Genomic DNA, 22213 nt, shown 5'->3' on the forward strand with positions numbered 1-22213 from the left:
TCGCATGCGACGTATAGCTGTGATGGGCGCCGCTGGGCGCATGGGCAAGGCGTTGGTGGAGGCGGTGCAGCAGCGTTCGCCGCTCTCCGGCCTGACGGCTGCCATCGTTCGGCCCGACAGCACGTTGGTCGGTGCCGATGCGGGTGAGCTGGCGTCGCTGGGGCGCATCGGTGTGCCGATGTCTGGTGGCCTGGAAAAAGTGCTCGACGAGTTCGATGTGCTGATCGATTTCACCTTGCCGGAGGTAATGCTGAAGAACCTCGCCATCTGCCGCAAGAATGGCAAGGCGATGGTCATCGGTACCACAGGGCTGGACGCTGCGCAGAAGCAGTTGCTGGCCGATGCAGGCAAGGACATTCCGATCGTGTTCGCGGCGAACTTCAGCGTCGGAGTGAACCTGTCGTTGAAGTTGCTGGACCTGACTGCCCGAGTCCTGGGGGATGACGCCGATATCGAGATCATCGAGGCGCATCACCGGCACAAGATCGATGCGCCTTCGGGAACCGCCCTGCGCATGGGCGAAGTGATTGCCGAGGCGCTGGGGCGCGACCTGCAGGCCGTGGCCGTCTATGGGCGCGAAGGGCATACCGGCGCCCGTGAGCGGGAAACCATCGGTTTCGCTACGGTGCGCGGTGGTGATGTAGTGGGGGATCATACGGTGCTGTTCGCCACCGAGGGCGAGCGCCTGGAGATCACCCACAAGGCTTCCAGCCGGATGACCTTCGCCAAGGGTGCTGTCCGGGCCGCGCTGTGGCTGGATAGTCGCGAGCCTGGTTTGTACGATATGCAGGACGTACTCGACCTGCGTTGATGCCAATGAAAGCGGGGTTCAGTGTATACTGCGGCCCCGTTTGACACCGCTTCGCGACGCCCTGTCGCATTCCTCTGCCTTTAAGGCTCATTAGCGGTGGACCAAAAAAGCCTTTTTCTGTAAGCTACAGCTTTAGTGTGTCCACTAAAAGCGCGCAGAATAATTCAGTGAAAAAAGCGGGGTGACGTGTCCATACGTCACTCCGCTTTTTTACAACCTGCGATCGCCCTTTCAGGCTTTATTTACGGGAGGTCTTCTTGACTAAGCCAGCCATACTCGCCCTTGCTGATGGCAGCATTTTTCGCGGCGAAGCCATTGGAGCCGACGGTCAGACCGTTGGTGAGGTGGTGTTTAACACCGCAATGACCGGCTATCAGGAAATTCTTACCGATCCTTCCTACGCCCAGCAAATCGTTACCCTGACTTACCCGCACATTGGCAACACCGGCACCACGCCGGAAGATGCCGAGTCCGATCGCGTCTGGTCTGCCGGCCTGGTCATCCGTGACCTGCCGCTGGTTGCGAGCAACTGGCGTAATACGATGTCCTTGTCCGATTACCTGAAAGCCAACAACGTCGTGGCAATCGCAGGGATCGACACCCGTCGCCTGACCCGTATCCTCCGGGAGAAAGGCGCGCAGAACGGTTGCATCATGGCCGGCGACAATATCTCCGAAGCCGCCGCCATCGCCGCCGCCCAGGGCTTCCCGGGTCTCAAGGGCATGGACCTGGCGAAAGTCGTCAGCACTCAGAAGCAGTACGAGTGGCGTTCCTCGGTCTGGAGCCTGAAGACCGACAGCCACCCGACGATCGAAGCGTCCGAGCTGCCGTACCACGTGGTCGCCTACGACTACGGCGTCAAAGTGAACATCCTGCGCATGCTGGTCGAGCGCGGTTGCCGCGTGACCGTGGTGCCGGCGCAGACCCCGGCGGCTGACGTTCTGGCCCTCAACCCCGATGGTGTGTTCCTGTCCAACGGCCCGGGTGACCCTGAGCCTTGCGACTACGCGATCCAGGCGATCAAGGATGTGCTGGAAACCGAGATCCCGGTGTTCGGTATCTGCCTCGGTCACCAGCTGCTGGCCCTGGCGTCGGGTGCCAAGACCCTGAAAATGGGTCATGGTCACCACGGTGCCAACCACCCGGTCCAGGACCTGGACACTGGTGTGGTGATGATTACCAGCCAGAACCACGGCTTCGCGGTGGATGAAGCGACCCTGCCGGCCAACGTGCGTGCGATCCATAAGTCGCTGTTCGACGGTACGCTGCAAGGCATCGAGCGCACCGACAAGAGCGCGTTCAGCTTCCAGGGCCACCCTGAAGCGAGCCCGGGCCCGAACGATGTGGCGCCGCTGTTCGATCGCTTCATCAATGAGATGGCCAAGCGACGCTGACCGCGTGAAGCCCGAGGGCGGCCCCGAGTGCGGCGGCCCCCGCGGGCGCTTCAAAGATTGTTCGACGGCCTAGCCGACTGACCTGCGGATTTGAGTGACAAACCCATGCCAAAACGTACAGACATAAAAAGCATCCTGATTCTCGGCGCTGGCCCGATCGTGATCGGCCAGGCCTGCGAATTCGACTACTCCGGCGCCCAGGCTTGCAAAGCCCTGCGCGAAGAGGGTTATCGCGTCATCCTGGTGAACTCCAACCCGGCCACCATCATGACCGACCCGGCCATGGCCGACGCCACCTACATCGAGCCGATCAAATGGCAGACCGTTGCCAAGATCATCGAGAAAGAGCGTCCCGACGCGCTGTTGCCGACCATGGGCGGCCAGACGGCGCTGAACTGCGCCCTGGACCTGGAACGCGAAGGCGTCCTGGAAAAATTCGGTGTGGAAATGATCGGCGCCAACGCCGACACCATTGACAAGGCCGAAGATCGTTCGCGCTTTGACAAGGCAATGAAAGCCATCGGCCTGGAATGCCCACGCTCGGGCATCGCCCACAGCATGGAAGAGGCCAACGCGGTCCTCGAGAAGCTCGGCTTCCCATGCATCATCCGTCCGTCCTTCACCATGGGCGGCACCGGTGGTGGCATCGCCTACAACCGTGAAGAGTTCGAAGAAATCTGCGCCCGTGGCCTGGACCTGTCGCCGACCAAGGAACTGCTGATCGACGAATCCCTGATCGGCTGGAAAGAATACGAGATGGAGGTTGTCCGCGACAAAAAGGACAACTGCATCATCGTCTGCTCCATCGAAAACTTCGACCCGATGGGCGTGCACACCGGCGACTCGATCACCGTCGCACCGGCCCAGACCCTGACCGACAAGGAATACCAGATCCTGCGTAACGCCTCCCTGGCGGTATTGCGTGAGATCGGCGTGGAAACCGGCGGCTCTAACGTCCAGTTCGGCATCTGCCCGAATACTGGCCGCATGGTGGTCATCGAGATGAACCCGCGGGTTTCCCGTTCGTCGGCCCTGGCTTCGAAAGCCACCGGCTTCCCGATTGCCAAGGTCGCTGCCAAGCTGGCCGTGGGTTATACCCTCGACGAACTGTCGAACGACATCACCGGCGGCAAGACCCCGGCGTCCTTCGAGCCGTCCATCGACTACGTCGTGACCAAGCTGCCACGCTTCGCCTTCGAGAAGTTCGCCAAGGCCGATGCCCGCCTGACCACTCAGATGAAGTCGGTCGGTGAAGTCATGGCCATCGGCCGGACCTTCCAGGAGTCCCTGCAGAAAGCCCTTCGCGGCCTGGAAGTGGGTGTCTGCGGCCTCGATCCGAAACTGGACCTGAGCAACCCGGAAAGCATGAGCGAGCTCAAGCGCGAGCTGACCGTGCCGGGCGCCGAGCGTATCTGGTACGTGGCCGATGCCTTCCGTGCCGGCATGACCGTCGAGCAGATCTTCGGCATGAACATGATCGACCCTTGGTTCCTGGTGCAGATCGAAGATCTGATCAAGGAAGAAGAGAAGGTCAAGACCCTGGGCATGTCCAGCATCGACCGCGACACGATGTTCCGCCTCAAGCGCAAGGGTTTCTCCGACATGCGCCTGGCCAAGCTGCTGGGTGTGACCGAGAAGAGCCTGCGGGCCCATCGCCACAAGCTGGAGGTGTTCCCGGTCTACAAGCGCGTCGACACTTGCGCGGCCGAGTTCGCCACCGATACCGCCTACCTGTACTCCACGTACGAAGAAGAGTGCGAAGCCGCGCCATCGACCCGGGACAAGATCATGATCCTGGGTGGCGGTCCTAACCGGATCGGCCAGGGTATCGAGTTCGACTACTGCTGCGTACACGCGGCGCTGGCCCTGCGCGACGACGGGTACGAGACCATCATGGTCAACTGCAACCCGGAAACCGTGTCCACCGACTACGACACCTCCGATCGCCTGTACTTCGAGCCAGTGACCCTGGAAGACGTGCTGGAAATCGTCCGTGTCGAGAAGCCGAAAGGCGTGATCGTTCAGTATGGCGGCCAGACTCCACTGAAACTGGCTCGCGCCCTGGAAGCTGCTGGCGTACCGATCATCGGTACCAGCCCGGATGCCATCGACCGCGCCGAAGATCGTGAGCGCTTTCAGCAGATGGTCGAGCGCCTGAACCTGCGTCAGCCGCCAAACGCCACCGTGCGCAGCGAAGACGAAGCGATTCGCGCCGCCGCCAGGATCGGTTATCCGCTGGTGGTGCGCCCGTCCTATGTACTGGGCGGCCGTGCGATGGAAATCGTCTACCAAGAAGAAGAGCTCAAGCGCTACCTGCGCGAAGCGGTCCAGGTGTCCAACGACAGCCCGGTGCTGCTGGACCACTTTCTCAACTGCGCCATTGAAATGGACGTGGACGCGGTCAGTGACGGCAAGGACGTGGTGATCGGCGCGATCATGCAGCACATCGAGCAGGCCGGCGTTCACTCCGGTGACTCCGCCTGTTCGCTGCCGCCTTACTCGCTGCCGGCGCACATCCAGGACGAGATGCGCGAGCAGGTCAAGAAAATGGCCCTGGAGCTGGGCGTCGTCGGCCTGATGAACGTGCAACTGGCCCTGCAGGGCGAAGACATCTATGTCATCGAAGTCAACCCGCGCGCTTCCCGGACCGTGCCGTTCGTCTCCAAGTGCATCGGTGTTTCCCTGGCGATGATCGCGGCGCGAGTCATGGCTGGCAAGACCCTGAAAGAACTCGGTTTCACCAAGGAAATCATTCCGAACTTCTACAGCGTGAAAGAGGCGGTGTTCCCGTTCGCCAAGTTCCCAGGCGTGGACCCGATCCTCGGCCCGGAAATGAAGTCCACCGGTGAAGTGATGGGCGTGGGCGATACCTTCGGCGAAGCCTTTGCCAAGGCCCAGATGGGTGCCAGCGAAGTGTTGCCGACTGGCGGCACGGCGTTCATCAGCGTACGTGATGACGACAAGCCACTGGTTGCAGGCGTGGCCCGTGATCTGATCAACTTGGGCTTCGAAGTGGTTGCCACTGCCGGTACCGCCAGGCTGATCGAGGCGGCGGGGCTGAAAGTGCGCCGCGTGAACAAGGTGACTGAAGGGCGTCCGCATGTGGTCGACATGATCAAGAATGACGAGGTCACGCTGATCATCAACACCACCGAAGGCCGTCAGTCGATCGCCGACTCCTACTCCATTCGTCGCAATGCGCTGCAGCACAAAATCTATTGCACCACCACGATTGCTGCGGGCGAAGCGATCTGCGAAGCGCTCAAGTTCGGTCCCGAGAAGACCGTCCGTCGCTTGCAGGATCTACATGCAGGATTGAAGGCATGAGCATAACCAAGTACCCCATGACTGTTCAGGGCGCTCGCGCCCTGGAAGATGAGCTGGCGCACCTGACCAAGGTCGAGCGTCCGCGCTTGAGCCAGGCGATCGGTGAGGCCCGCGAACTGGGCGATCTCAAGGAAAACGCCGAATACCATGCAGCCCGTGAAGAGCAGGGTATGGTCGAGGCGCGGGTACGAGACATCGAAGGCCGCTTGCAGAATGCGGTGATCATCGATGTCACGACGATTCCGCATACCGGTAAGGTCATCTTCGGCACCACCGTGGAGATCGCCAACGTCGAGACCGATGAAAGCGTGACTTACCAGATCGTGGGTGAGGACGAGGCGGACATCAAACTCGGCAAGATTTCCGTTGGTTCGCCTATCGCTCGCGCCTTGATCGCCAAGGAAGAGGGGGATGTGGTGACGGTGAAGACGCCGGGTGGCGTCATCGAGTATGAGATTGTCGAAGTCCGTCACGTCTGAACGAAGGCGCCCGTTGCGTGCGGGCGCCATGCTTTGGCAGCTTGCCCAGATGCTGTGGGTTGGCGGCCTTTGGCTGCTGCACATCGGTCTGCTGCCGGTGCTGGGACGAATCGGCCTGGCACCGCTGCTGATCGACGAAATTGTGGGCATGCTGACGGCACTGATGGTGGCGTTCTCAGCAGTCTGTGTAATATTCCAGGCTTTGGTGCTGGTTCAGGCTGAGGGCCGTGCCAGCCTATGGCGCGACATTCGTGGGCAATTGCTGCTCATGTCGTTGTATGCCTGTGGAATGTTTCTGGCGGTGAGTCTCGGCTGGCCGGACGCAAGCCAGTGGCGGGTGTTCAGCTACGTAGTGTTGGGGCTTTCCGGATTGGTGCTGGTGTTGCAGCCGGTGCCTGGATGGAGTGGCAGGGTGCGCGAAGCGCACCCTTGACCCTTTGTCGTTACTTGAAGCGGTGAACGTTCGACAGTTGCTTGTTGACGCTGAAGTTCTTGCGGTAAAGCAATGCCATCTTACCGATGACCTGTACCAGGTCTGCCTTGCCGGTCTTGCACAGTTCTGCAATGGCAGCCAGGCGGGCTTCGCGGTCGAGGATGTTGAGCTTGATCTTGATCAGCTCGTGATCGCTCAATGCGCGTTCCAGCTCGGCCAGTACACCTTCAGTCAAGCCGTTGTCCGCCACAATCAGAACCGGTTTCAGGTGGTGGCCAATGGATTTGTATTGTTTCTTCTGCTCTTGAGTGAGCGGCATAATCTGACCCCTGCGTCTGATCTTGTAAAAAAGCGGCGGCCAGTTTACCCGAGCGAGTCCGGGACCGCCCACTTAATCACGACCCGTTTTATGTAGAGGTGGCCTGTGGCCCGTTCCAAGACTAGCCTGAACTGGCTCAAAGAGCATTTCAACGATCCATACGTCAAGATGGCGCAGAAGGACGGCTATCGTTCTCGTGCCAGCTATAAATTGCTGGAGATCCAGGAAAAGGATCGTTTGATCCGTCCTGGCATGACCGTGATCGACCTCGGCGCCGCGCCGGGCGGGTGGTCCCAGGTGACCAGTCGTCTGATCGGCGGTCAAGGACGATTGATCGCTTCCGACATCCTGGAAATGGACAGCATCCCTGATGTGACCTTCATCCAGGGCGATTTCACGGAAGACGCCGTCCTGGCAAAAATCCTGGAGGCCGTCGGAAATACGCAGGTCGACCTTGTGATTTCCGATATGGCCCCCAATATGAGTGGATTAGCGGCTGTCGACATGCCTCGTGCAATGTTTCTCAGCGAACTGGCCCTGGATCTTGCCGGGCGGGTTCTGCGTCCGGGCGGTGATTTTCTGATCAAGGTCTTCCAGGGTGAAGGTTTCGACGAATACCACAAGGGCATCCGCAAACTGTTCGACAAGGTGCAGATGCGCAAGCCATTGTCGTCCCGTGACCGCTCTCGCGAGCAGTATCTGCTGGCGCGGGGCTTTCGCGGAATTGAAGGCGCAGCCAGCGATGAGCGTCTTTAATACGGGTCGATAGTTTTTTTTGTCTCGCATTGCGAAAGTCGTGTAACGAAAATTACGCGGTCAAAGTTTCACAAAGGGTTACAGACGGCGCCTGCCAGAGTCGTAGGTAATGTAGTAAGTTAGGCCGGTGAATATCATGCGAAGCGCGCGCCAATAGCGGAGCTTGCTTCAGAGGGTAGTTAATTGAACGATATGGCAAAGAATCTGATCCTGTGGTTGATCATCGCCGCTGTCCTTGTGACCGTGATGAACAACTTCTCCAGCCCTAACGAGCCGCAGACCCTCAACTATTCCGACTTCATTCAACAGGTCAAGGATGGCAAGGTCGAGCGCGTTGCCGTCGATGGCTATGTCATCACCGGCAAGCGTACCGATGGCGACAGCTTCAAGACCATTCGTCCGGCCATCCAGGACAACGGCCTGATCGGTGATCTGGTGGACAACCATGTCGTGGTCGAAGGCAAGCAGCCTGAGCAACAAAGCATCTGGACCCAGCTCCTCGTGGCCAGCTTCCCGATCCTGGTGATCATCGCGGTGTTCATGTTCTTCATGCGCCAGATGCAGGGTGGTGCCGGCGGCAAGGGAGGGCCGATGAGTTTCGGCAAGAGCAAGGCAAGGCTGCTTTCCGAAGACCAGGTTAAAACCACCCTGGCAGACGTCGCTGGCTGTGACGAAGCCAAGGAAGAAGTGGGTGAGCTGGTCGAATTCCTGCGTGATCCGGGTAAATTCCAGCGCCTGGGCGGTCGTATCCCTCGCGGCGTGCTGATGGTCGGCCCGCCGGGTACCGGTAAAACCTTGCTGGCCAAGGCCATCGCCGGCGAAGCCAAGGTGCCGTTCTTCACCATTTCCGGTTCCGACTTCGTTGAAATGTTCGTGGGTGTGGGTGCCAGCCGTGTTCGCGACATGTTCGAACAGGCCAAGAAGCACGCGCCCTGCATCATCTTCATCGACGAGATCGACGCCGTCGGTCGCCACCGTGGCGCCGGCATGGGCGGCGGTCACGACGAGCGTGAGCAGACCCTCAACCAGTTGCTGGTGGAGATGGACGGCTTCGAAATGAACGACGGCATCATCGTCATTGCTGCCACCAACCGTCCAGACGTGCTCGACCCTGCGTTGCTGCGTCCGGGGCGCTTCGACCGCCAGGTCGTGGTGGGGTTGCCGGATATTCGCGGTCGTGAGCAGATCCTCAAGGTCCACATGCGTAAAGTCCCGATGGGTGACGATGTGGCTGCGGCGGTTATCGCCCGTGGTACACCGGGCTTCTCTGGTGCCGACCTGGCCAACCTGGTCAACGAAGCCTCGTTGTTCGCCGCTCGCGCCGGCAAACGCGTGGTGGAGATGAAAGAGTTCGAACTGGCCAAAGACAAGATCATGATGGGCGCCGAGCGCAAATCCATGGTCATGTCGGAAAAAGAAAAGCAGAACACGGCTTACCACGAGGCGGGCCATGCCATCGTCGGTCGCGTCGTGCCTGAGCACGATCCGGTCTACAAGGTTTCTATCATCCCCCGCGGTCGTGCGCTGGGTGTGACCATGTTCCTGCCGGAAGAAGATCGCTACAGCTTGTCCAAGCGGGCGCTGATCAGCCAGATCTGTTCGCTCTACGGTGGCCGTATCGCCGAAGAGATGACATTGGGCTTCGATGGTGTAACCACTGGTGCATCGAACGACATCATGCGTGCCAGCCAGATCGCACGGAACATGGTGACCAAGTGGGGCCTTTCCGAGAAGCTCGGTCCGCTGATGTATGCCGAGGAAGAAGGCGAAGTGTTCCTGGGTCGTGGCGGCAGTGGCCAGCATGCAAGCTTCTCCGGTGAGACGGCCAAGCTGATCGACTCCGAAGTGCGCAGCATCATTGACCAGTGCTACGGCACGGCGAAGCAGATCCTCACGGATAACCGTGACAAGCTCGACGCCATGGCTGATGCCTTGATGAAGTATGAAACCATCGATGCCGAGCAGATCGATGACATCATGGCGGGTCGTCCGCCCCGTGAGCCACGGGATTGGACCGGTGGTACGGGTACTCCTGGTACGCCTCCGGCGGTGCAGGGTGAGCGTCCGGAAGCACCGATCGGCGGTCCAGCTGCTGATGTCTAAGGCTTGAAATGACTTCTGTTCAGTCCTCGACCCGGTTGCCTTGTGGCAACCGGGTTCTTGATTTGGCCCATGTGCATGTCATGGGTATCCTCAATGTCACTCCCGATTCCTTTTCCGATGGCGGCCGGTTTGGTCAGCTCGATGCCGCGCTACGGCATGCCGAGGCCATGGTGGCAGCTGGTGCGACGCTGATCGATGTCGGCGGCGAGTCGACCCGGCCGGGTGCGCGTGCTGTCTCGCCTGTCGAGGAGCTGGAAAGAGTGGCCCCGGTGGTCGAGCGTATACGCCGTGAACTGGATGTCATAATCTCGGTCGATACGTCCACGCCGGCGGTCATGCGTGAAACGGCTCGGTTGGGAGCGGGCTTGATCAACGATGTCCGCTCCCTGCAGCGCGATGGAGCCCTGGATGCCGCGGCGGCTACCGGATTGCCGGTGTGTCTGATGCATATGCTCGGCGAGCCGGGAACCATGCAGAACGACCCTCGCTATGACGATGTAACCAGGGAAGTCGGCAAGTTCCTGGCCGAACGCATGAATCAGTGCGCGTTGGCGGGTATTCCTGCCGAGCGGGTGGTGCTGGATCCCGGTTTCGGCTTTGCCAAGACCCTGGATCATAATCTTAGCCTGTTCAAGCATATGGACGCCTTGCATGCCCTGGGTCGACCGCTGTTGGTCGGAGTGTCCCGGAAAAGCATGATAGGCAATGCCTTGGGGCGCCCGGTGGGCGAGCGACTGTTTGGTGGTCTCGCTCTTGCGGCCCTGGCTATTACAAAAGGTGCGCGCATATTACGTGTGCACGATGTGGCCGAAACGATGGATGTCGTGCGGATGATCGCAGCGGTAGATTCAGCCGAATAAGAATGACGGAGCGCTTATGAGCAAGAAATATTTTGGCACCGACGGTATCCGTGGTCGGGTCGGCGAATACCCTATTACCCCTGATTTCATGCTCAAACTCGGTTGGGCTGCCGGCATGGCGTTCCGCAAGATGGGCGCCTGTAAGGTGCTGGTCGGCAAGGACACGAGAATTTCGGGCTATATGTTCGAGTCGGCTCTCGAAGCTGGCCTGACCTCGGCGGGCGCCGATGTGATGTTGCTGGGGCCAATGCCGACACCAGCCATCGCCTACTTGACGCGCACCTTCCATGCGCAGGCGGGTATCGTGATCAGCGCCTCCCATAACCCCCATGATGACAATGGCATCAAGTTTTTCTCCGGCAAGGGCACCAAGTTGCCTGACGAAGTCGAGCTGATGATCGAAGAGCTGCTGGATACGCCGATGACAGTTGTTGAGTCGAGCAAGATCGGCAAGGTATCGCGGATCAACGATGCGTCGGGTCGTTACATCGAGTTCTGCAAAGGCAGCGTGCCCACCGGTACCAGCTTCGCGGGCTTGAAGGTCGTCGTCGATTGCGCCCACGGTGCAACCTATAAAGTCGCACCGAGTGTATTTCGCGAGTTGGGCGCCGAGGTAGTGGTGCTGTCCGCCCAGCCTAACGGGCTGAACATCAACCACAACTGTGGTTCCACTCATACCGACGCGTTGCAGGCGGCGGTCCTGGCCGAACAGGCCGATCTCGGGATCGCCTTCGATGGCGACGGTGACCGGGTTCTGATGGTGGATCACACTGGGGCTGTCGTTGATGGCGATGAGCTGCTGTTCATCATCGCGCGGGATCTGCATGAGCGCGGCAAGCTGCAGGGGGGCGTGGTCGGCACGCTGATGAGCAATCTCGGGCTCGAGCTGGCGCTTGCCGACCTGGATATCCCATTCGTGCGGGCCAACGTGGGTGATCGCTATGTCATCTCGGAGCTGCTGGAACGCAATTGGGTCATCGGGGGCGAAAACTCCGGTCACATCGTGTGCTTCGATCACACCACCACCGGTGATGCGATCATTGCCGCATTGCAGGTACTGATGGCGCTCAAGGCCCGCAACGAGAGCCTCGCGCTGTCGCGCCAGACGTTGCGCAAATGTCCGCAGGTGCTGATCAATGTGCGTTTTGGTGGCGGGGCGAACCCCATCGAGCACGCCACTGTCCAGCAAGCCAGCGAGCGGGTGACCCAGGCGATGGCGGGGCGTGGGCGGGTGCTGCTGCGCAAGTCCGGCACGGAGCCCCTCGTGCGTGTCATGGTCGAGGGCGAGGACGAAGCCCAGGTTCGCGGTTATGCCGAAGAACTGGCGAAGCTTGTTACTGAAGTTTCTGCCTGAATTCGGCTTGCCAGTCATGAAACGGTTGGGTAACATCTGCGCCCACTTTGACCGACGAGGTACAGCATGCGTCGCCCTATGGTAGCTGGTAACTGGAAGATGCACGGTACCCGCGCCAGCGTCGCTGAGCTGATCAATGGCCTTCGTCATCTGGCCTTGCCAAGCGGTGTTGATGTCGCGGTATTCCCGCCTTGCTTGTATATCAATCAAGTGATTGATGGCTTGAAGGGCAAGTCGATTTCGATCGGTGCGCAGAATTCTGCGGTGGAATCCATGCAAGGTGCGCTGACCGGTGAAATTGCGCCAAGTCAGCTGGTGGATGCAGGATGTTCTCTGGTTCTTGTCGGGCACTCCGAGCGCCGCATGATCATGGGTGAGCAAGATAAGGCCCTGATTCGCAAGTTTGCAGCGGCTCAGGCCTGCGGTCTGGTTCCGGTGTTGTGCGTAGGGGAAACCCTTGAGCAGCGTGAAGCCGGCAAGACCCTTGAAGTTGTCGGGCGTCAGCTGGGCAGCATCATCGAAGACCTGGGTGTCGGTGCTTTTGCAAAGGCAGTCATAGCTTACGAGCCGGTCTGGGCCATTGGCACCGGGCTGACTGCTTCGCCGCAACAGGCGCAGGATGTGCACGCCGCCATCCGCGCCCAGTTGGCGGCAGAGAATTCTGAAGTGGCACGAGGTGTGCGGCTTCTATACGGCGGCAGCGTGAAGGCGGCCAATGCGGTCGAACTGTTCGGCATGCCGGATATCGATGGGGGGCTCATTGGTGGAGCTTCCCTGAATGCAGATGAGTTCGGTGCGATCTGTCGCGCCGCGGGAAACTGAAAAAATGCTGGAAACAGTCGTAGTCGTTTTTCATCTGCTGGGTGCATTGGGCGTAGTTGCTCTGGTATTGCTGCAGCAGGGTAAAGGTGCGGATGCTGGTGCGTCTTTCGGTGCAGGTGCTTCAAATACTGTATTCGGAAGCCAAGGTTCCTCTACCTTTCTTAGTAAGTTTACTGCTATACTTGCCGCCGGTTTCTTCATGACCAGCTTAGGGTTAGGTTACTTTGCTAAAGAGAAAGCTCATGAGCTGACTCAAGTAGGTTTGCCAAGCCCGGCGGTATTGGAAGCGCCAAAGCAACAACCGGCTTCTGATGATGTCCCGGTGCTTCAAGAGCAAAAGTCGGCCAACCCGGCGACTGACGTGCCTCCAGCTCAAGAGCAGAAGTAAGAAGATTTCAAACGCTGTATTGCCGAGGTGGTGGAATTGGTAGACACGCAACCTTGAGGTGGTTGTGCCCATAGGGTGTAGGGGTTCGAGTCCCCTTCTCGGTACCAATTGAATCAGGAAAGCCCGCAATAGCGGGCTTTCCTGTAGGTGGAAGGGTTACATTGACCCTGTAAAGGATCGGTCGTATACTTCCGCCCCAGCTTTGTCGCGGGATGGAGCAGCCTGGTAGCTCGTCGGGCTCATAACCCGAAGGTCGTCGGTTCAAATCCGGCTCCCGCAACCAGTTTTAGGGCCCCTTCCAAGGGGCTTTTTGTTAGCTGGACACTTTATAACGCCGCTGTTCAACGGCGTTTCAGGGATGGGCGATTCGCCCATTTTTTTTTATTTGCACAGCATGCACAAACATGCACGAGGGGGTTCAGGTGTCGAGCAAGCTAGAACAGTTGCAGGCCTTGTTGGCCCCGGTGGTCGTGGCCCTTGGCTATGAATGCTGGGGTATTGAGTTTTCGGCTCAAGGTCGCCACTCACTGTTGCGCGTTTATATCGATAAGGAAGGCGGCGTGTTGGTGGATGATTGCGCCATCGTCAGCCGTCAGATCAGCGGTGTGTTGGATGTTGAAGATCCAATCAGCACCGAATACACCCTTGAGGTTTCCTCGCCCGGCATGGAACGCCCACTGTTCAACCTTGAACAGTTCGCTTCGTTTGCCGGTGAACAAGTGAAGATCAAGCTGCGCTCGCCCTTCGAGGGTCGACGCAACTTTCAAGGCCTTCTGCGCGGTGTAGAAGAACAGGATGTCGTGGTGCAGGTAGATGACCATGAGTTCCTGTTGCCGATCGATATGATCGACAAGGCCAACATTATTCCCAGTTTTGACTGATACGTGCCAGATACTGCGGATCCCGCGGATCCAATGGCTTGCGAAAGGCGAGGCGTACGATGAGCAAAGAAGTACTGCTGGTTGTTGAGTCGGTATCCAATGAAAAGGGCGTACCGGCTAACGTTATTTTTGAAGCGCTGGAGCTGGCTCTGGCCACTGCTACCAAGAAGCGGTTTGAAGACGAAGTTGATTTGCGTGTGGAAATCAACCGCCACACCGGTTCCTATGAGACTTTCCGTCGCTGGACGGTAGTAGAGGAAGCCGATCTGGATGATCCGGCTATCGAGACCTGGCCGAGCAAGGTTGCGCAAACGCATCCTGGTGCCAAGGTCGGTGATGTCGTCGAAGAAAAGATCGAGTCCATCGAGTTTGGTCGCATCGCTGCACAGACTGCCAAGCAGGTCATCGTGCAGAAGGTCCGCGAAGCCGAGCGCGCGCAAGTGGTTGACGCTTATCGCGAGAAGCTGGGTGAGATCATCTCCGGTACCGTGAAAAAGGTCACCCGCGACAACGTGATCGTCGACCTGGGCAACAACGCCGAGGCGCTGTTGGCTCGTGAAGACATCATTTCTCGCGAAACCTTCCGGGTGGGCGTGCGACTGCGCGCGCTGCTCAAGGAAATCCGCACCGAGAACCGCGGCCCGCAGCTGATCCTGTCGCGTACCGCGCCGGAAATGCTGATCGAGCTGTTCCGCATCGAAGTGCCGGAAATCGCCGAAGGCCTGATCGAAGTCATGGCTGCCTCCCGTGATCCGGGATCGCGTGCCAAGATCGCGGTCCGCTCCAAGGACAAGCGCATCGACCCGCAAGGTGCCTGCATCGGCATGCGCGGTTCGCGTGTCCAGGCCGTATCCGGCGAGTTGGGCGGTGAGCGTGTGGACATCGTTCTCTGGGACGATAACCCGGCTCAGTTCGTGATCAACGCAATGTCGCCAGCCGAAGTGGCGGCCATTATCGTTGACGAAGATGCCCACGCCATGGACATCGCCGTTGGCGCAGACAATCTGGCTCAGGCCATCGGCCGCGGTGGTCAGAACGTGCGTCTGGCCAGCCAGTTGACTGGCTGGACCCTGAACGTGATGACCGAATCGGACATCCAGGCCAAGCAGCAAGCTGAAACCGGTGACATCCTGCGCAACTTTATCGAAGAGCTCGAAGTCGATGAAGAACTGGCGCAGGTGCTGGTGGATGAAGGCTTTACCAGCCTGGAAGAGATTGCCTACGTGCCGGTGGAGGAGATGCTCAACATCGACGGCTTTGACGAAGATATCGTCAACGAGCTTCGTGCTCGGGCCAAGGATCGTTTGTTGACCAAAGCCATCGCTACTGAGGAAAAGCTGGCAGACGCCCATCCGGCCGAAGACCTGCTCTCGCTTGAGGGTATGGACAAGGATTTGGCGATGGAACTGGCGGTGCGCGGCGTAATTACCCGCGAAGACCTGGCCGAGCAGTCTATTGACGACCTGCTCGACATCGACGGCATTGACGATGATCGTGCCGGCAAGTTGATCATGGCCGCCCGAGCCCACTGGTTCGAGTAATTAGGCGCGGCCTGAGGAGAGAAGTGCATGACGCAAGTCACGGTGAAACAACTGGCCGATGAGGTCAAAACACCGGTAGAGCGCCTGTTGCAGCAGATGCGTGAGGCAGGTCTGCCGCACACCGCCGCCGAGGAACATGTGACCGACAGTGAGAAGCAGTCCCTGCTGACCCACTTGAAGAGCAGTCACAAGGCGAAAGTGGAAGAACCGCGCAAGATTACTCTGCAGCGTAAAACCACCAGCACCCTGCGTGTTGCCGGTAGCAAAAGCATCAGCGTAGAAGTACGCAAGAAGAAAGTTTTCGTGCAGCGCAGCCCGGAAGAAATCGAAGCCGAGCGCAAGCGCGAGCTGGATGAACGTCGCGCAATAGAGAATGCCGCGCGCCAGAAGGCTGAAGAAGAAGCCAAACGCCGCGCCGAAGAAGAAGCGCGTCGTCAGCCTGCCCCAGTCGCTGCGCAATCCGTTCCGGCGGAAGTCGTCGCGGAGCCTGCCCAGGTGGCTGAGCCCGTACGTGAAAGCGCGCCGGTCCTGGAGGCAGTACCTGCTCCTGTGGCTGATCGCAAGCGCGACGAGCCGCGTCGTCCGGACAAGCCGCGCGCCGACGAAAACCGTCGTGGCGGTGGCGATGGCGAGCGCAAGAACGCTCCACATCGTGCTTCGGTCAAGGAAAAGGCGCCGGCACCACGCGTCGCTCCGCGCACCACCGACGAAGAAAGCGACGGCTTCCGTCGTGGCGGTCGCGGCAAGGCCAAGCTGAAGAAGCGCAACGCCCACGGTTTCCAGAGCCCGACCGGCCCTGTCGTGCGTGAAGTGAAGATCGGCGAGACCATCACTGTGGGCGATCTGGCCCAGCAGATGTCGGTCAAGGCTGCCGAGATCATCAAGTTCATGTTCAAACTGGGTACCCCGGCCACCATCAACCAGGTACTGGATCAGGAAACTGCCCAACTGGTTGCCGAAGAGCTGGGCCACAAAGTGACCCTGATCAGCGACACCGCCCTGGAAGATTCCCTGGCCGAGTCCCTGAAGTTCGAAGGTGAAGCGGTTCCTCGTGCGCCGGTCGTGACCGTCATGGGCCACGTCGACCACGGTAAGACCTCGCTGCTCGACTATATCCGTCGTGCCAAGGTAGCGGCTGGCGAAGCCGGCGGTATCACCCAGCATATCGGTGCATACCACGTTGAAACCGACCGTGGCATGGTCACCTTCCTCGATACCCCGGGTCACGCCGCGTTTACCGCGATGCGTGCCCGTGGTGCCAAGGCGACCGACATCGTGATCCTGGTGGTCGCGGCCGATGACGGCGTGATGCCACAGACCGTCGAAGCCGTTCAGCATGCCCAGGCCGCTGGCGTGCCGCTGGTAGTGGCGGTGAACAAGATCGACAAGCCGGGCGCCGATCTCGATCGTATCCGCAGCGAGCTGTCGGTGCACGGCGTGACCTCGGAAGATTGGGGCGGCGACACTCCATTCGTACCGGTTTCGGCGAAGATGGGTACCGGCGTCGACGAATTGCTCGAAGCGGTATTGCTGCAGGCCGAAGTGCTCGAACTGACCGCCACCCCATCGGCCCCTGGTCGTGGTGTTGTGGTTGAATCGCGCCTGGACAAGGGCCGCGGTCCGGTCGCCACGGTCCTGGTTCAGGACGGTACACTGCGTCAGGGCGACATGGTACTGGTCGGCTCGAACTATGGTCGCGTTCGCGCCATGCTCGACGAGAACGGCAAGCCGATCAAGGAAGCCGGTCCGGCTATCCCGGTCGAGATCCTCGGCCTGGACGGTACACCGGATGCCGGTGACGAGATGAGCGTTGTGGCTGACGAGAAGAAAGCCCGTGAAGTGGCTCTGTTCCGTCAAGGCAAGTTCCGCGAAGTCAAACTGGCTCGCGCTCACGCCGGTAAGCTGGAAAACATCTTCGAGAACATGGGCCAGGAAGAGAAGAAGACGCTCAACATCGTCCTCAAATCCGACGTCCGTGGTTCGCTGGAAGCTTTGCAGGGCGCTCTGAACGGCCTGGGCAACGACGAAGTGCAAGTGCGTGTGGTCGGCGGTGGCGTCGGTGGTATCACCGAAAGCGACGCCAACCTGGCACTGGCTTCCAATGCGGTACTGTTCGGCTTCAACGTGCGTGCCGATGCCGGTGCGCGCAAGATCGTCGAGCAGGAAGGTCTGGATATGCGTTACTACAACGTGATCTACGACATCATCGAAGACGTCAAGAAGGCCCTGACCGGTATGTTGGGCAGCGACGTGCGGGAGAACATCCTGGGCGTGGCCGAAGTTCGCGACGTGTTCCGTTCGCCGAAATTCGGTGCAATCGCCGGTTGCATGGTGATCGAAGGTGTTGTTCACCGTAACCGTCCGATCCGTGTACTGCGTGAAGACATCGTGATCTTCGAAGGCGAGCTGGAATCCCTGCGTCGCTTCAAGGATGACGCTTCGGAAGTACGTGCCGGCATGGAATGCGGTATCGGCGTCAAGAGCTACAACGACGTCAAGGTCGGTGACAAGATCGAAGTCTTCGAGAAGGTTCAGGTTGCTCGCAGCCTCTGACTCGCGTACTTCAAGAGCCGCATCGGGTAGCCGCATGAACATGCGCTGCTTCGCTGGCGGGCTCTAAACGCAACGCCCGGTCTGGCTTTTGTCAGGCCGGGCGTTTGCCGCTTTCAGACCTCGCGGGTTTCACCGTGGGGCAGTAACAGGTAGCAAGACATGGCAAAAGAATATAGCCGTACCCAACGAATCGGCGATCAGATGCAGCGCGAGCTGGCCCAGCTGATCCGTCGCGAAGTCAAGGACCCGCGTGTCGGCCTGGTCACCATTACCGCTGTGGAAGTCAGCCGTGACGTCGGTCATGCAAAGATTTTCATCACGGTGATGGGGCAGGACGGCGCCGATGACGTCGCCCAGAGCATCAAGGTGCTCAACTCGGCCGCCGGTTTCCTGCGCATGCAGTTGGCCAGGGAAATGAAGCTGCGCAGTGTTCCACAGCTGCATTTCCATTACGACGAAAGCGTTGCCCGGGGCGCGCATCTGTCGGCGTTGATCGAGCGTGCCGTGGCTGAAGACAGTCAGCACGCGGCTGAACCCGAAGACACCAAGGAGTAACCGGTGGCTCAGGTCAAACGTATTCGTCGTAACGTCAGCGGTATCATCCTGCTCGACAAGCCGTTGGGGTTCACCTCCAACGCAGCCTTGCAGAAGGTTCGCTGGCTGCTCAATGCCGAGAAGGCCGGGCATACCGGCAGCCTCGATCCGCTGGCCACCGGTGTGCTGCCGCTGTGCTTCGGCGAGGCGACCAAGTTCTCCCAATACCTGCTCGACTCCGACAAGGGTTATGAAACCCTGGCGCAACTGGGCAAGACCACCACCACGGCGGACGCCGAAGGTGAGGTTCTGCGTGAGCGGCCGGTGACCGTTGGTCAGGCTGATATCGAAGCAGTGCTGCCCGGATTTCGTGGGCAAATCAGTCAGATACCGCCGATGTACTCCGCCCTGAAGCGGGATGGGCAGCCATTGTATAAACTGGCCCGTGCAGGCGAAGTAGTGGAGCGTGAACCGCGTTCTGTTACTATTGCGCGCTTGGAATTGCTGGCCTTTGACGGTAATACTGTACGGCTCGCCGTGGATTGCAGCAAAGGCACTTATATCCGCACCCTGGTGGAGGATATTGGTGAGCAACTGGGCTGTGGTGCGTACGTGGCGGAGTTGCGACGGACCCAGGCCGGACCTTTCACCCTGGCCCAGACGGTCACGCTGGAAGAGCTTGAAGCGGTACATGCCGAAGGCGGCAATGAAGCGGTCGACCGCTTCCTGATGCCATCGGACAGTGGCCTGCTGGACTGGCCGCTGTTGCAGTTCTCGGAACACAGTGCATTCTACTGGCTCAATGGCCAGCCGGTGCGCGCTCCGGATGCGCCAAAATTCGGCATGGTCCGGGTACAGGATCACAACGGTCGCTTCATCGGTATCGGTGAAGTGAGCGAAGACGGGCGCATTGCGCCGCGTCGACTGATTCGGTCGGAATGACCGGAACCCGCCTGTGTAACAGCAGGCGGGCGAGTGTGGCTGTCAACAGGCACGGTCACTACTCATTTATAGATACAGGGATCTGTCCCTGGCCTGTTGGTGCGGTTTTCTCGGAACCCGTACCCTATGAGAGGAAAGCCACATGGCACTCAGCGTTGAAGAAAAAGCTCAGATCGTGACCGACTACCAGCAAGCTGTTGGTGATACTGGTTCGCCAGAAGTGCAAGTTGCACTGCTGACCGCCAACATCAACAAACTGCAAGGTCACTTCAAGGCCAACGGTAAAGATCACCACTCCCGTCGTGGTCTGATCCGCATGGTAAACCAGCGTCGTAAGCTGCTGGACTACCTCAAGGGCAAGGACGTTAATCGTTACAGCACCTTGATCGGTCGCCTGGGTCTGCGTCGCTAATCAGCGATTGCGCTATGAGGTTGGTGGTCTGTCTGTTGCCAGCGCTTTTGCGTCGGCAACCGGCAGGCTCCCAGCCTCAAGTTTTATCTGGACAGTCGTTGGGCCGATTCCCCGCACTGCCCAAGAATTTCGCAAGAAGACAAGTTCCCCAAGAGCCACAAAGAAGGTAGGACACCGTGAACCCGGTAATCAAAAAATTCCAGTTCGGTCAGTCGACCGTTACCCTCGAGACTGGCCGTATCGCCCGTCAGGCCTCCGGCGCAGTGCTGGTCACCGTTGACGACGACGTCAGCGTATTGGTGACCGTTGTCGGTGCCAAGCAAGCCGATCCAGGCAAGGGCTTCTTCCCTCTGTCTGTTCACTACCAGGAAAAGACTTACGCTGCCGGTAAGATCCCTGGCGGTTTCTTCAAGCGCGAAGGCCGTCCTTCCGAGAAAGAAACCCTGACTTCCCGACTGATCGACCGTCCGATCCGTCCGCTGTTCCCAGAAGGCTTCATGAACGAAGTGCAGGTTGTCTGCACCGTCGTCTCCACCAGCAAGAAGACCGATCCGGACATCGCTGCGATGATCGGTACCTCGGCCGCGCTGGCCATCTCCGGCATTCCTTTCGATGGCCCCATCGGCGCTGCCCGCGTTGCGTTCCACGAAAGCACCGGCTACCTGCTGAACCCGACCTACGAGCAACTGAAGGCTTCGAGCCTGGACATGGTCGTTGCCGGTACTTCCGAAGCCGTGCTGATGGTTGAATCCGAAGCCAAGGAACTGACCGAAGACCAGATGCTGGGCGCCGTGCTGTTCGCCCACGACGAGTTCCAGGTGGTGATCAACGCCGTCAAGGAACTGGCCGCCGAAGCCGCCAAGCCAACCTGGACCTGGGCTCCGCAAGCCGAAGCCACCGAGCTGCTGGGTACGATCCGTGCCGAGTTCGGCGAAGCGATCTCCCAGGCTTACACCATCACCGTCAAGGCCGACCGTTATGCACGCCTGGGCGAGTTGAAGGATCAGGTCGTTGCCAAGCTGTCCGGCGAAGAAGGCCAGCCATCGGCCGCCGACGTGAAGGCTGCTTTCGGTGAAATCGAATACCGCACGGTTCGCGAGAACATCGTCAACGGCAAACCACGTATCGACGGTCGCGACACCCGCACCGTACGTCCGCTGAATATTGAAGTCGGCGTACTGCCGAAGACCCACGGTTCGGCGCTGTTCACCCGTGGCGAAACCCAGGCCCTGGTCGTTGCCACACTGGGCACCGCCCGTGACGCGCAACTGCTGGACACCCTGGAAGGCGAGAAGAAAGACCCGTTCATGCTGCACTACAACTTCCCTCCGTTCTCGGTGGGCGAGTGTGGTCGCATGGGTGGTGCCGGTCGTCGCGAAATCGGTCACGGCCGTCTGGCCCGTCGTTCGGTCCAGGCCATGCTGCCGGACGCCGATGTGTTCCCGTACACCATCCGCGTGGTATCGGAAATCACCGAGTCCAACGGTTCGAGTTCCATGGCTTCGGTCTGCGGCGCTTCCCTGGCCTTGATGGACGCTGGCGTGCCGATGAAGGCGCCGGTTGCCGGTATCGCCATGGGCCTGGTGAAGGAAGGCGAGAAATTCGCCGTCCTGACCGACATCCTGGGTGACGAAGACCATTTGGGCGACATGGACTTCAAAGTGGCCGGTACCGCCAAAGGCGTGACCGCACTGCAGATGGACATCAAGATCAAGGGCATCACCGAAGAGATCATGGAAATCGCCCTGGGCCAAGCCCTGGAAGCGCGCCTGAACATCCTCGGCCAGATGAACCAGGTGATCGGTCAGTCCCGTACCGAGCTGTCGGAAAACGCTCCGACCATGATCGCGATGAAGATCGACACCGACAAGATCCGTGACGTCATCGGTAAAGGTGGCGCGACCATCCGTGCGATCTGCGAAGAAACCAAGGCCTCGATCGACATCGAAGACGACGGTTCGATCAAGATCTTCGGCGAAACCAAGGAAGCGGCAGAAGCAGCACGCCAGCGCGTCCTGGGCATCACTGCTGAAGCCGAGATCGGCAAGATCTACGTCGGCAAGGTCGAGCGCATCGTCGACTTCGGCGCCTTCGTCAACATCCTGCCGGGCAAGGACGGTCTGGTTCACATCTCCATGCTGAGCGATGCTCGCGTCGAGAAAGTGACCGACATCCTGAAAGAAGGCCAGGAAGTGGAAGTGCTGGTACTGGACGTGGACAACCGCGGCCGTATCAAGCTGTCCATCAAGGACGTCGCAGCAGCCAAGGCATCGGGCGTTTAATCACCCCCGCGGCTGACCGCTG

19 protein-coding genes and 2 tRNA genes are annotated in these 22213 nt (G+C 59.5%); 20 read left to right on the top strand and 1 reads right to left on the bottom strand.

Translation table 11 applies throughout. From position 1 onward, the window contains the following. Positions 1 to 4 precede the first annotated feature (4 nt). From dapB to FBY02_RS21900, 5 genes are all read left to right on the top strand, one after another. Entirely contained in the window at positions 5 to 811 is an 807-nt protein-coding gene (gene dapB / locus FBY02_RS21880) for a 4-hydroxy-tetrahydrodipicolinate reductase (RefSeq protein WP_144930229.1), read from the top strand. A gap of 257 nt (positions 812 to 1068) precedes the next feature. Further along, positions 1069 to 2205 (top strand): glutamine-hydrolyzing carbamoyl-phosphate synthase small subunit, encoded by a 1137-nt coding sequence (gene carA, locus FBY02_RS21885; RefSeq protein ID WP_047699397.1) that lies wholly within the window; start codon positions 1069 to 1071, stop codon positions 2203 to 2205. Positions 2206 to 2310: 105 nt separating this feature from the next. Beyond that, positions 2311 to 5532: a carbamoyl-phosphate synthase large subunit gene (gene carB, locus FBY02_RS21890; protein WP_144930230.1), complete on the top strand. Its 3222-nt coding sequence runs from the start codon at positions 2311 to 2313 to the stop codon at positions 5530 to 5532. Positions 5533 to 5534: 2 nt separating this feature from the next. After that, positions 5535 to 6011 carry a transcription elongation factor GreA gene (greA, locus tag FBY02_RS21895; protein WP_047699695.1) on the top strand — a complete coding sequence of 159 codons (477 nt, stop codon included), beginning with the start codon at positions 5535 to 5537 and terminating at the stop codon, positions 6009 to 6011. Between the two features lie 28 nt (positions 6012 to 6039). Continuing rightward, positions 6040 to 6444, top strand: a complete 405-nt coding sequence (locus FBY02_RS21900) for a hypothetical protein (protein WP_047699402.1) — start codon at positions 6040 to 6042, stop codon at positions 6442 to 6444. 10 nt (positions 6445 to 6454) lie between these two features. Here the strand turns inward: FBY02_RS21900 and FBY02_RS21905 are convergent, their stop codons facing one another. Next, entirely contained in the window at positions 6455 to 6763 is a 309-nt protein-coding gene (locus FBY02_RS21905) for a YhbY family RNA-binding protein (RefSeq protein WP_024779952.1), read from the bottom strand. Positions 6764 to 6868: 105 nt separating this feature from the next. On the opposite strand from FBY02_RS21905, the gene rlmE reads away from it, so the two are divergent. The 15 genes from rlmE (at position 6869) to pnp (ending at position 22191) form a co-directional block, all read left to right on the top strand. Next, positions 6869 to 7519 (top strand): 23S rRNA (uridine(2552)-2'-O)-methyltransferase RlmE, encoded by a 651-nt coding sequence (gene rlmE / locus FBY02_RS21910; RefSeq protein WP_144930231.1) that lies wholly within the window; start codon positions 6869 to 6871, stop codon positions 7517 to 7519. Between the two features lie 192 nt (positions 7520 to 7711). Beyond that, a complete protein-coding gene (gene ftsH, locus FBY02_RS21915) occupies positions 7712 to 9622 on the top strand; it encodes an ATP-dependent zinc metalloprotease FtsH (protein ID WP_144930232.1) in 1911 nt (636 codons plus the stop codon). An 8-nt stretch (positions 9623 to 9630) separates the two neighbouring features. After that, entirely contained in the window at positions 9631 to 10482 is an 852-nt protein-coding gene (folP, locus tag FBY02_RS21920; protein WP_144930233.1) for a dihydropteroate synthase, read from the top strand. A 16-nt stretch (positions 10483 to 10498) separates the two neighbouring features. Next, entirely contained in the window at positions 10499 to 11836 is a 1338-nt protein-coding gene (glmM, locus tag FBY02_RS21925; protein ID WP_144930234.1) for a phosphoglucosamine mutase, read from the top strand. 66 nt (positions 11837 to 11902) lie between these two features. Continuing rightward, positions 11903 to 12658 carry a triose-phosphate isomerase gene (tpiA, locus tag FBY02_RS21930; RefSeq protein WP_144930235.1) on the top strand — a complete coding sequence of 252 codons (756 nt, stop codon included), beginning with the start codon at positions 11903 to 11905 and terminating at the stop codon, positions 12656 to 12658. A 4-nt stretch (positions 12659 to 12662) separates the two neighbouring features. Next, a complete protein-coding gene (secG, locus tag FBY02_RS21935) occupies positions 12663 to 13046 on the top strand; it encodes a preprotein translocase subunit SecG (protein ID WP_055127902.1) in 384 nt (127 codons plus the stop codon). Between the two features lie 21 nt (positions 13047 to 13067). Further along, positions 13068 to 13153 (top strand) — tRNA-Leu (locus tag FBY02_RS21940). 99 nt (positions 13154 to 13252) lie between these two features. Next, positions 13253 to 13329: transfer RNA gene (locus tag FBY02_RS21945), tRNA-Met, on the top strand. A 139-nt stretch (positions 13330 to 13468) separates the two neighbouring features. After that, complete coding sequence (gene rimP, locus FBY02_RS21950) at positions 13469 to 13927, top strand: ribosome maturation factor RimP (protein ID WP_047699697.1); 459 nt, start codon at positions 13469 to 13471, stop codon at positions 13925 to 13927. Between the two features lie 59 nt (positions 13928 to 13986). Then, positions 13987 to 15468 carry a transcription termination factor NusA gene (gene nusA, locus FBY02_RS21955; RefSeq protein WP_144930236.1) on the top strand — a complete coding sequence of 494 codons (1482 nt, stop codon included), beginning with the start codon at positions 13987 to 13989 and terminating at the stop codon, positions 15466 to 15468. A 27-nt stretch (positions 15469 to 15495) separates the two neighbouring features. Then, positions 15496 to 18021 (top strand): translation initiation factor IF-2, encoded by a 2526-nt coding sequence (infB, locus tag FBY02_RS21960; RefSeq protein ID WP_144930237.1) that lies wholly within the window; start codon positions 15496 to 15498, stop codon positions 18019 to 18021. Positions 18022 to 18180: 159 nt separating this feature from the next. Further along, positions 18181 to 18576 (top strand): 30S ribosome-binding factor RbfA, encoded by a 396-nt coding sequence (gene rbfA / locus FBY02_RS21965; RefSeq protein ID WP_041024990.1) that lies wholly within the window; start codon positions 18181 to 18183, stop codon positions 18574 to 18576. Between the two features lie 3 nt (positions 18577 to 18579). After that, positions 18580 to 19497: a tRNA pseudouridine(55) synthase TruB gene (truB, locus tag FBY02_RS21970; protein ID WP_144930238.1), complete on the top strand. Its 918-nt coding sequence runs from the start codon at positions 18580 to 18582 to the stop codon at positions 19495 to 19497. Between the two features lie 142 nt (positions 19498 to 19639). Continuing rightward, positions 19640 to 19909 carry a 30S ribosomal protein S15 gene (rpsO, locus tag FBY02_RS21975; protein ID WP_039592311.1) on the top strand — a complete coding sequence of 90 codons (270 nt, stop codon included), beginning with the start codon at positions 19640 to 19642 and terminating at the stop codon, positions 19907 to 19909. A 176-nt stretch (positions 19910 to 20085) separates the two neighbouring features. Continuing rightward, positions 20086 to 22191 carry a polyribonucleotide nucleotidyltransferase gene (gene pnp, locus FBY02_RS21980; protein WP_144930239.1) on the top strand — a complete coding sequence of 702 codons (2106 nt, stop codon included), beginning with the start codon at positions 20086 to 20088 and terminating at the stop codon, positions 22189 to 22191. Positions 22192 to 22213: the final 22 nt, after the last annotated feature.

This window comes from Pseudomonas sp. SJZ078, assembly GCF_007828255.1.
In the GTDB taxonomy this organism is placed as follows: domain Bacteria; phylum Pseudomonadota; class Gammaproteobacteria; order Pseudomonadales; family Pseudomonadaceae; genus Aquipseudomonas.